Source organism: uncultured Senegalimassilia sp. (assembly GCF_934632265.1).
In the GTDB taxonomy this organism is placed as follows: domain Bacteria; phylum Actinomycetota; class Coriobacteriia; order Coriobacteriales; family Eggerthellaceae; genus Senegalimassilia.
Genome location: NZ_CAKTYH010000071.1, coordinates 1 through 10,474 on the forward strand (window position 1 = coordinate 1; position 10,474 = coordinate 10,474).

The 10,474-nt window shown below is 65.3% G+C and carries 7 protein-coding genes; 5 read left to right on the top strand and 2 right to left on the bottom strand.

Going from position 1 to position 10,474, the window contains the following annotated elements:
• The 5 genes from menC to Q0H50_RS06280 all read left to right on the top strand — a co-directional run.
• A partial coding sequence (gene menC / locus Q0H50_RS06260) for an o-succinylbenzoate synthase (protein ID WP_294420592.1) occupies window positions 1–2,621 on the top strand: 2,621 nt, incomplete at its 5' end.
• Between the two features lie 299 nt (window positions 2,622–2,920).
• Entirely contained in the window at window positions 2,921–4,441 is a 1,521-nt protein-coding gene (locus Q0H50_RS06265; protein ID WP_294420593.1) for a basic amino acid/polyamine antiporter, read from the top strand.
• A gap of 44 nt (window positions 4,442–4,485) precedes the next feature.
• On the top strand, window positions 4,486–5,064 hold the full coding sequence (locus Q0H50_RS06270; protein ID WP_294420596.1) for a xanthine phosphoribosyltransferase: 579 nt from the start codon (window positions 4,486–4,488) through the stop codon (window positions 5,062–5,064).
• Window positions 5,061–6,452, top strand: coding sequence for a nucleobase:cation symporter-2 family protein (locus tag Q0H50_RS06275; protein ID WP_294420598.1), 1,392 nt, complete (start codon window positions 5,061–5,063; stop codon window positions 6,450–6,452). Before Q0H50_RS06270 ends, Q0H50_RS06275 begins: the two co-directional genes overlap by 4 nt.
• 276 nt (window positions 6,453–6,728) lie before the next feature.
• Window positions 6,729–8,051 carry a hemolysin family protein gene (locus tag Q0H50_RS06280; protein WP_294420600.1) on the top strand — a complete coding sequence of 441 codons (1,323 nt, stop codon included), beginning with the start codon at window positions 6,729–6,731 and terminating at the stop codon, window positions 8,049–8,051.
• Window positions 8,052–8,219: 168 nt separating this feature from the next.
• Here the strand turns inward: Q0H50_RS06280 and Q0H50_RS06285 are convergent, their stop codons facing one another.
• Window positions 8,220–9,026, bottom strand: coding sequence for an amidohydrolase family protein (locus tag Q0H50_RS06285; RefSeq protein ID WP_294420602.1), 807 nt, complete (start codon window positions 9,024–9,026; stop codon window positions 8,220–8,222).
• Window positions 9,027–9,590: 564 nt separating this feature from the next.
• A partial coding sequence (locus Q0H50_RS06290; protein WP_366936643.1) for a hypothetical protein occupies window positions 9,591–10,474 on the bottom strand: 884 nt, incomplete at its 5' end.

The window sequence follows — 10,474 nt, forward strand, 5'->3', positions numbered from 1 at the left end:
GCGGGTTCTCGCTCATCACCATGAACACGCGCCTGACCGACGCCGAGAAGCAGGCGCGCCTGCTCGACCTGCAGCGATCCCGTGCCATGACTATCGCCTACACGGTCGACATGGCGAACGCGGGACACCTGCTCCAAACCGTGGCCGACGAGGCTACCGGCACCGCCGAGACGGCTGCGCACGGTCGCGGCCATGCGCAGCGCACGGCCTTCGCCGCCCGCACCAACATCGCCACCGCCGAGGCCCGCACCACCCGCGCGCTCGGCCGCGCGGGTCATGGCCGCCAGGCGGCGGCGCGCCGTCGCGAGGACGTTGCGCGCCAGGACGCCGTGGAAAGCGTCATCCATTTCGCCGAACGCGGCGCGCACGTGTTCGACCACGGCGCCGTGGCGGTGGTCATGTTCACCTCCGGCACCACCGGCCGTTCGAAGGCCGTGCCCCTGACCTGGGACAACCTGTGCGGCTCGGCAGCGGTTTCGAACGCCGCGCTCAACCGCCGCGGCGAGGGCCTGTGGCAGGCGGCGCTGCCCCTGTACCACGTGGGCGGCCTGCAGATGGTGGTGCGCAGCTTCCTGAACGCGAACCCGTTCATCCTCTACGAGCGCTTCGACGCCCGCCGCGTGCTGGCCGACGCCGCCCGTCGTGGCGCCACCCATATCTCGGTGGTCGACAAGATGCTGCAGGACATGCTGGCGGCGCCGAACGCCGATCAGCTGCGCCGCTACGTGTGCATCCTGCTGGGCGGGGGCCCGTTGAACGCGCAGACGCTCGGCAGCGCCCTGGCCGCGCGTGCCCGCGTGTACGCCAGCTACGGCATGACCGAGACGTCCAGCAACATCGCGAACTCCCTGGTGCTGCCCGGTTTCACGGGCGGCATGCAGCTGCTTCCCGGCTATGAGGCGCGCATCGTGGACGCCGGCCCCGACGGGTTCGGCCGCCTTGCCGTGCGCGGCCCCGGGCTGTTCTCCGGCTACCTGAACGCGCGGGCCGCCTACACGGCCGACGGGTTCTTCCTCACCGGCGACACGGCGGCCATCGCGCCCGACGGCAAGCTGTACGTGAAGGAGCGCACCGACGACATGTTCATCTCGGGCGGGGAGAACGTCTACCCCGCCGAGATCCGCGAGAAGCTGCTGCGCGTGCCCGGCGTGGCCGACGCGTACATCTTCGGCGCGCCCGACGAGAAGTGGGGCCGCCGCCCGGTCGGCTTCATCGAGCGCGATGCGGCGTACGACCTGCCCAGGCCCCTGTCGGCCTCCGTCGGCACGAGCGTCGCGGGGCAGCGCGGCCGCACCGTTTCCGACCGAATATTCGCCCAGGAGGCGGCGCGCAGCGTGGCGTCCCAGCTGTCGCGCGTGTACCAGCCCAAGCACCTGTTCGTGCTGGATTCCTTCCCGCGCACGGGCATCGGCAAGGTGGACCGCTCTGCCCTGCGCAAGCTCTACGAGCAGCGCATCGAGGTCAAGCGCGTGAACCTGTACCGTATCCGCCTGCCGTTCCGCAAGCCCTTCGCCACGGCGAAGGGGACGCTGTCGTTCCGCGAATCGCTGCTGGTGGAGGTGGTCGACCACGCCGGTCGCACGGGCCTGGGCGAGTGCGCGGCCTTCCCCACCGACTGGTATCTGCCGGAAACGCTCGACCAGGACCTGCGCATCCTGCAGGAGCAGCTCATCCCCCTGGTGCTGAACACGGTGTTCCTGCACCCCTCCGAGGCCGACGGCCTGCTGGCGGCGTGCCCGGGCGCCGATGCGCTGCCCATGGCGCGCGGGGCCATCGAGCCGGCGCTGTGGGACCTGTACGGCAAGATCGTCGGCCAGCCGCTGTGGAGGCTCATCGGCGGGCAGGTGCCTGAAGATGACCTGCCCGCATCGACGTCGGCGGGGGCTGCCGTGCCCGTGGGATCGGTCTCCGACACGCTGGCGGCCGTGCAGCGTTGCGTGGACGACGGGTACACGCGCGTGAAGCTGAAGGTGACGCCGGGTACGGCGCCGTTTTGCGTGCAGGCGGTGCGCGAGGCGTTCCCCGACCTGGTCATATCGCTGGACGCGAACCAAAGCTTCACCGAGCGCGACCTTGACGTGCTGCGCGGCCTCGACGCGCTGGGCATCGCCTGGATCGAGGAGCCCCTCGACCCGCGCCGCCCGCCTGCCAACGGCCCGCACGATCTGTTCGCGCGCCTGGCCCAGCTGCAGCGCCGCATCCAAACGCCGGTGTGCCTGGACGAGTCCATCTTCACCGCAAGCGATCTGGCGAAGGCGCTCAAGCACCAGGAGCTGAAGTGCTACGCGCTCAAGATCGGGAAATTCGGCGGCATCCAGCCTGCGCTGCAGTTCGTCCGCATGGCCAACGCGCGCGGCATGAGCGTGTGGATGGGCGGCATGTACGACACCGGCATCTCGCGGCGCATGCACGCGGCGTTCCAGATGCTGCCCGGCGTGGTCGACGCGGGCGACATCGGCGCCACCTCGCGTTACTTCGACGTCGATGTCACCGACCCCCCGTACACGGTGGAGCGCGGGACGGTCACGCTCGAGCGCCGAGGCCACGAGCGCGGCCTGGGCTGCGTGCTCGATCGCCCGGCTTTGTCGCGCGTGCTCATCGATCAGCAGACCTACGAATAGCGGGCGCCGCTTCCGGGCGGCGTCCTGGCGGCCCGAGGCATCGTCTCCTTCGGGCCGCCGCTTTTGCGCCCCATCGGCCAACTGGGCCGTTGGGGCGTCGTCTCGCCCGGGCCGTGCGACTTCGGCGCCCGTCGTCGCTCCCTCGGGCCGCCGTCTTCTCGATGTATGGCGTCTTTCAAAACCGCGCATACACCTTAGGCATTATTCATTTGCATCGGAAAATATCCTATACGAATCCTTTACAGAGCCTCGTGTGGGGTATAGTGGTGAGAACTATTTGCTCTGACGAGGAGGGTTCGATGAACAACGCTAACGAAGCGGCAGGCGCTTCTATGGCCGCTTCCGGCACGGTGGCAACCGCATCCGGCGCGCTGCATGATTTGGAACATCACGGCAAGCTGGGCATTTTCCGTCTAGTAGCGTCGGTCATCACGCTGATCCTCGGCGCCGGCGTGTTCACGCTGTCCGGCGACCAGGCCGCCCATGGCGCCAGCGGCGCCGCCATCCTCACGGCCTGGGGTATCTCGGCCGTGGGCGTGCTGTGCCTGGTCATGACGTTTTTCGCCCTGTCGCGCCTTAAGCCCCAGCTCAAGGGCGGCATCTACAGCTACGCCGCCGCCGGCTTCGGCGATTTCCTGGGCTTCAACAGCGCGTGGGGCTACTGGATCTCCGCCATCCTGTGCACCGTCAGCTTCTCCGCGCTTTTGTGCGGCGCCCTGTCGTATTTCTTCCCCGTCTTCGGCACGGGCAACAACCTGGCCTCCGTTATCGTGGCAAGCTGCATCATCTGGTTCTACGCGTTCCTGGTCAGCCGCGGCGTGAAAGAAGCGGCGGGCGTCAACCTGATCATCACCATCAGCAAGTTCGTCCCCATCTTCGTCGCGCTCACCGCCATCATCTTCTTCCAGAAGTTCGACGTGAACATCTTCATGGAGAACATGGCGCACGGCTCGGTGGAGGGCCTGTCGTTCTTCGAGCAGGTCAGCGGCACCATGATGGTCACCATCTGGGTGTTCCTCGGCATCGAGGGCGCCGTGGCCATCTCCGGCCGCGCCAAGAAGGACAGCGACGTGGGCAAGGCCACCGTCATCGCCTTCATCTGCGTGCTCACCATCTATCTGCTGGTCTCCACCTTGTCCATGGGCGTCATGCCGCTCTCCGAGCTGTCCGAGCTGCCCAACCCGGCGCTCGCCGGCGTCATGGAGCGCGCGGTTGGCCCGTGGGGCGCCACGCTCATCAACGGCGGCGTGGTGCTGTCCCTGGTCGGCGCCATGCTCGGCTACACCGTGCTTTCCGCCGAGTGCCCCTACGAGGCGGCGGCCCAGGGCGGCTTCGTGAAATCGTTCGCCCGCGTGAACAAGAAGGGCGCGCCCATCGTCACGCTGGTGGTCACGAACCTGATCATCGAGGTGTTCCTCGTCATCATGCTGTTCTCCGAGAGCACGTACCAGTTCTTCTACGCGCTGTCCGCCGGCATGATCTTGCTGCCGTACCTGCTTTCGGCCGCGTACTTCGCGAAGGTCGCCTTCACCGAGGCGGATTCCTTCAAGGGCAAGCTGGGCGTTCCCGTGCCCGTTTGGCGCATCTTCGCCGTTTTGGGCGTCATCTACAGCGTGTTCCTTGCGTGGGCAAGCGGCGCCGTGGGCGTCACGCTCATGTCTATCCTGTATGCTCCTGGCATCTTGGTATATATCAAGGGCAAGAAGGAGCGTAACCAGCCGTTCTTGGACAACACGCTCGATCGCGTGGTCGCCGCCGTCATCCTTATCGCGGCCATCGTGTCGATCGGCCTGCTGGTCACGGGAACGGTTTCCATTTAACGCGAACCGCATGGCATAGGTAGGAATCGGAAGAGGGACTAGAAGTGGAACTGCTTGAAGAGCGCATCAGGCGCGACGGTGTGGTGAAGTCGGAAGGCGTTCTGAAGGTGGACGGCTTTCTGAACCACCAGATGGACATCAACCTGTTCAACGAGATGGGCAAGGAGCTCAAGCGCCTGTTCGCCGACGCGCCCATCAACAAGATCCTCACTATCGAGGCGTCGGGCATCGGCATCGCCGCCGTGGTGGCGCAGCACTTCGACGTGCCGGTGGTGTTCGCGAAGAAAAGCCAGTCCATCAACCTTGACGGCGACGTGTACTCCACGAAGATTCAGTCGTTCACGCATCAGCGCATCTACGACGTCATCGTGTCGAAGAAGTTCCTGAGCGCCGACGACCACGTCCTGCTCATCGACGACTTCCTGGCCAACGGCTGCGCCCTGAACGGCCTTATCGACCTGGTCGAGGATGCGGGCGCCACGGTCGAGGGCATCGGCATCGCCGTGGAGAAGGGCTTCCAGCCCGGCGGCGACGACCTGCGCCGTCGCGGCTATCACTTGGAGTCGCTGGCCATCGTGCAGTCCATGAACCCCGAAACCGGTGAGATCGAATTCCGTCGATGAACCTGCATATGAAGCCCTTCGATCACGACGAGCTGCTCAAGCTTGACGGTGACGTCCCGTTCGTTCGTTCGGTGCCGTACGGTATCCAGCATATCCTGGCCATGTTCGTGGCCAACCTGGCGCCCATCATGATCATCGCCGGCGCCGCCGGCCTTGACGATGTCTCCACCGGAGGCATGATCCAGGCCGCCATGCTGGTTGCCGGCATCGGCACGCTCATTCAGCTCTTCCCCATCGGCCGCCTGGGCAGCGGCCTGCCCATCGTCATGGGCATCAGCTTCACCTTCGTCACCGTGCTCGCGGGCGTGGTGGCAACCTACGGCATGGGCGCGGCCATGGGCGCCATCATCGTGGGCGGCTGCATCGAGGGCGTGCTGGGCCTGTTCGCGCGGTATTGGCGCAAGCTCATCACCCCCATCGTCGCCGCCGTGGTGGTCACCTCCATCGGCTTCTCGCTGCTTTCCGTGGGCGCCACGTCGTTCGGCGGCGGCAGCGGCGCGGCCGATTTCGGCAGCCCGCGCAACCTGCTGCTCGGCACGGTGTCCCTGGTCGCCTGCCTGGCGTTCCAATGCCTGGTGAAGGGCAAGCAGAAGCACTTGTCCGTGCTGTTCGGCCTGGTTGTGGGCTATATCGTGGCCATTCCCCTGGGCGCCGTCGACTTCAGCTCGTTCTCCGATATCAAGCTGTTCGCCGCACCGTCCATCATGCCGTTCACGCCCGAGTTCGACTTGGGCGCCATCATCTCGGTCACCCTCATCTTCCTGGTGTCGGCTACTGAAACGCTCGGCGACACCACCGCCGTGTGCCAGACGGGCCTGAACCGCAACGTCACCGACAAGGAGCTCTCCGGCTCCATCGCCGCCGACGGCTTCGTCTCCGCGGTGTCCGGCTGCTTCGGCTGCATGCCCATCACGTCGTTCTCGCAGAACGTCGGCCTGGTGGCCATGACGAAGGTGGTCAACCGCAAGGCCATCGCCACGGGCGCGTGCATCATGATCCTGGCGGCGTTCTGTCCCGTGATCAGCGCGCTGTTCAGCAGCCTGCCCGAGCCCGTTTTGGGCGGCTGCACCATCATGATGTTCGGCAACATCATCGTGGCGGGCTTCCAGATGATCGCCTCCGCGGGCTTCTCGCAGCGCAACATCGTCATCGCGGCGCTGTCGCTGGCCATCGGCGTGGGCTTCACCCAGGTGGCGGAGATCTTCTCGTGCTTCCCCGAGCTGGTGCAGAGCGTGTTCGCGCAGAACTGCGTGGCCGTGGTGTTCCTGGTTGCCGTCGTGGCCAACCTGGTGCTGCCCCGGGACATGGAGGTCAAGGCCGCGGGCTCCGATAGTCCGGCGGGCCCTGCCGCCGATGCGGACGCGAAGGCTGGCGAACCGGCTGCATAGCGGCCCTTTGCTCGGCGCTGCTGCGCAAGGCGGCCGCTTCCGATGCCGTGCTCGCTTCGACATCGGCTCGATCAAGGCCGCGGCTTCCGAAAAGTAACGGTTCCGTAAAACGTGCCCTAACTTTTGGATATAGCGTAAAGGAACCCCGTGCGTGCGGATTCGCATGCCACAATAGAAGAGCTACGTGATTAGCAGGCCGTCGGTTTACCGGCGGCTCGGAGGCGGGCCGGGTGCCCGCCTCTTCGATATGTACCCGATATAAGGAGACCCGCTTTTATGCACATAGGCTTAAGCCTGATTCTTGTCGTTTTGTTCCTGGCCATGAACGCGTTTTTCGTTATCGCCGAATTCGCCTTGGTGCGCGTTCGAAAATCCCAGCTCGAGCTGGCCGTCGAGCAAGGCAAGAAGGGTGCGAAAAGCGCCATGCACATTGCCGAGAACGTCAACCAGTACCTGTCCGCCTGCCAGCTGGGCATCACGTTGGCGTCGCTGGCATTGGGCTGGTTGGGCGAGCCCGCGTTCTCCGCTCTCATCCGCCCGCTGTTCGAGATGCTGCATCTGCCCGAGGCGCTGATCAGCGTCATCGCGGTCGCCATCGGCTACTTCGTCATGACCACGCTGCACGTGGTGGTTGGCGAGCTGATCCCCAAGTCGTTCGCCATCTTCGCCACCGAGCGTTACGCGCTGTTCACGGCCGGCCCGCTCATGGCGTTCTACAAGATCACCTACCCCATCATGATCCTGTTCAACGGCATCACCAACGGCGTGGTGCGCTTGACCGGCCATGACCCAGCCAACGAGCGCGAGGTGTACACGGGTGACGAGATCAAGCTGCTCATCGACGAATCCACCGAAAGCGGCCTCATCGACCCCGAGCAGAACGAGTTCGTGGACAACATCTTCGACCTGGGCGACAAGGATGCCGAGGCCATCATGACCCCGCGAACCGACCTGGTGTGCATCGACCTCGAGGACTCCCTGGAGGAGAACATGGCCCTGGTCACGCGCTACAAGTACACGCGCTATCCCGTGTGCCGCGAGTCGAAGGACCGCATCGTCGGCTTCGTGCACGTGAAGGATCTGTACCTGATGCAGAAGGGCTCCACCATCGACGACCTGCCTGTGCGCACCATCGAGGCCGTGCCCGAGAGCATCCCCGTGGCGAAGCTGCTGCAGGTGCTGCAGGAGGGCTCCACGAAGATCGCCGTGGTGGTCGACGAGCACGGCGGCACGGCCGGCATCGTCACCATGACCGACATCATGGAGCAGATCGTGGGTCACGTCGACGACGAGTACCGCCATGCCGACAGCGAGCTGGTGAAGAAGCTCACCGACGACACCATGATGATTGACGGCGGCATGGCTGTGGGCGACTTCGAGGAGCTCATCGGCTTCACGCCCGAGGACGCCGAGGACTGCGAGACGCTCGGCGGCCTGATCATGGACGTGCTCGATCGCATCCCCTCCGAGGGCGAGAGCCTGACGCTCGAGGGCAAGGAGGCCACGGCGAAGCTGACCGTGGTGCGCATGGACCGCCACCGCATCGACCGCGTGAAGCTGGTGCTCACCCCGAAGCCCAAGCAAGCAGAAGACGAATAACAAGAAGGCCTCCCGTTTGGGAGGCCTTCGTTTTGCCATGCATTGCTTTCCGCAGCGATTCGCGTGCTGCCCTCTCGGTGCGGGGCGCTGAGGGTGCTCGCTGAGAGTCGGGGTTCGGCTTGCCCGGCTCGACAGCCGAACGTTCGCGGTCCGGCGGCGTTCGCCCTGCTACCCGACCTTTACGCCGGCGAAGCGTTCGGCGTTGTGCCACAGGATGTTCTCCAGCTCGTCCTCGGTGAAGCCGGCGGTGGTGAGGGTGCGATACTCTTCGGCGGGGTCCCACATGGGGAAGTCGCTACCGAACATGATGCGGTCGGTGCCCCACATGCGCGTGAGCTCCACCGTGCGACGCTGTCCCAGGAAGAACTGCGAGCTGGACTCGTCAAGGAACACGCGGTCGTTCATGGCCACCTCGTGCAGGATGTCGTAACCCACCTCGTAGCGCGACCAGCAGCCGAAGTGCGCGGCGTCCACTACCAGGTCGGGGAACGTGCGCAGGATGTTCACCAGTCGGCGCGGATGCGAGTAGTCGTAACGGTAGTCGCCCGTATGGATGACCACGGGCAGCCCCAGCTGCTCGCAGATGGCGTACACCTCCATGAGGCGCGGGTCGTCCATGTCGACCTTCTGCGTGTCGGGATGCAGCTTGACGCCGCGCAGGCCCAGCTTAACGGCGCGCTGCAGCTCGGCCGCAGGGTCCTCGAAGTCCTGCTGCATGGCGGCGAAGCCGATGAACTCGGGGTGCGCCTGGCACTGCTTCGCGATGAAGTCGTTGATGGCGGTGACGGCGTGCGCGGTGGTTGCCACGGAGTGCACGATGAAATGCGTGATGGGCGCGCGGTCCTTCGCCGTAAGCAGGCCCTCGGCGGTGCCATCGCCGAACATGCCAACGTTGTAGAAGTCCCCGACGGCTTCCACGGCCTTCGGGGCGATTTTGTCGGGATAGATATGCGCATGCGCATCGATAACGGCCATAATGCAACTCCTCATCTGAAAACTGCTCCGATTGTACGGCAGCGCAAAGCCACGTTCCCCGGACATTTCGGGAAATCTGCTGGCAGGGAGAAACCGGCTATTGCCGCGCCGCTTTAAACCGGCCTGCAGATCCGATGTTCGGACGCGTCTTCGAATGGGGCTGCGTGGCACGGTTTTCTCTGACTCTGACCCTGGTTTTCGGCATATCGACCGGGTGTTGCCATGGGGCCCGATCTTCTGGGCGGTTTTGCAGAATAATGGGTCTGATTTGCCCGTCACTCCCGGACTTCTGGGCGGTTTGAAGGGGCTGTTTTGCTCCGCTGGACGTAAAACCCCAGGTCACAATTATGCCGAAAGCCGGATTTCCTCGAAATCGCCTTCAAAACCGCCCAGAAGATTAGAAAGCGCTGCCCTGGGGTCGGCGCTGCCGTGAACCTGAAGGAAATCCTCGAAATCGCCCATGGAATCGACTATGAAACCGCCCAGAAGTTTGGAAGGAGCCACCCGAAACGCGCGCAGGGGGGCTGCGCTCCCGCGCAAAGCCCGCTCATATCCGATCGCAGCCTAGTTCAGGCCGTACTCCGCCAGAAGCGCCTGGCCGCCCATGGTGGTGGGGGCGGCGTCGCCGGCCTCGTCCAGGAAGCAGGACGGGCGCACGATGGCCATGCGCTTGCCGTTCTCGCTCTTCACGCGCACCACCTGCATCTTCGTGCGCTCGGCCAGCTCAAGCTCGGCCTTGCTGAAGTGCGACAGCACCAGCAGGTGCTTGGCCTTCGCTACACCGCCCATGAAGTCGCGGCGCTCGGAGTCCATGATGCGGTTGCGCTCGCCGTCGGTGCTGATCACCTCGAAGGCGTTGCGCTGCGGGAAGAAGCCGTCGATGCAGCCGACCACGAACATGTTGTCGTACTCGGTGCCGCACAGGTTCTGCGGCAGGCAGATGTGCACCACATGCGGGTCCTCGGTCCACACCGGGTCGGAGATGGCGGCCTGCTCGAGCTCGAGCAGGGTCTTCGCCGTCTCGTCGCCCACCATGTCGGCGGCGACGGCCTCGAACTCGCTGATGCCCTCGGCGCCGATGGCCTTCATGAGGCCGAAGCCGCGGCGCGTGGCGTTCTTCTCAAGGAAGTCCTGGCCGGAGCGCCATTTCTCGGCCAGCGTGCGAGCGCGCAGGAACGGCTCCTTCGCGCCGAAACCGGCGTTGCCCACCTGCTGAAGCGCCTGGTACAGCGTAAGGCCCTCGGCCTCGGCGAAGTCCTGCAGGCCCATCCAGGCGTCGGAGTTCGTCAGCGCGTTGTCGAAGCCGCACCAGCTGCGCCACGCGATCATGTCGGTGGGGTCGGCCAGCAGGCCCAGCTTCGTGTACGCCACGAGCGCGCGGGAGCGCGTGGAGTCGCGCGGGTCGCCCGCAAGCGTGCCGGCGGCGCCGGCGGCGGACACGTTGAAGC

Bases quoted from the DNA above. Each gene is read 5' to 3' on its own strand.
- Q0H50_RS06265 (WP_294420593.1), top strand. From the start codon at position 2,921: ATGAACAACGCTAACGAAGCGGCAGGCGCTTCTATGGCCGCTTCCGGC.
- Q0H50_RS06275 (WP_294420598.1), top strand. From the start codon at position 5,061: ATGAACCTGCATATGAAGCCCTTCGATCACGACGAGCTGCTCAAGCTT.
- Q0H50_RS06280 (WP_294420600.1), top strand. From the start codon at position 6,729: ATGCACATAGGCTTAAGCCTGATTCTTGTCGTTTTGTTCCTGGCCATG.
- Q0H50_RS06285 (WP_294420602.1), bottom strand. From the start codon at position 9,026: ATGGCCGTTATCGATGCGCATGCGCATATCTATCCCGACAAAATCGCC.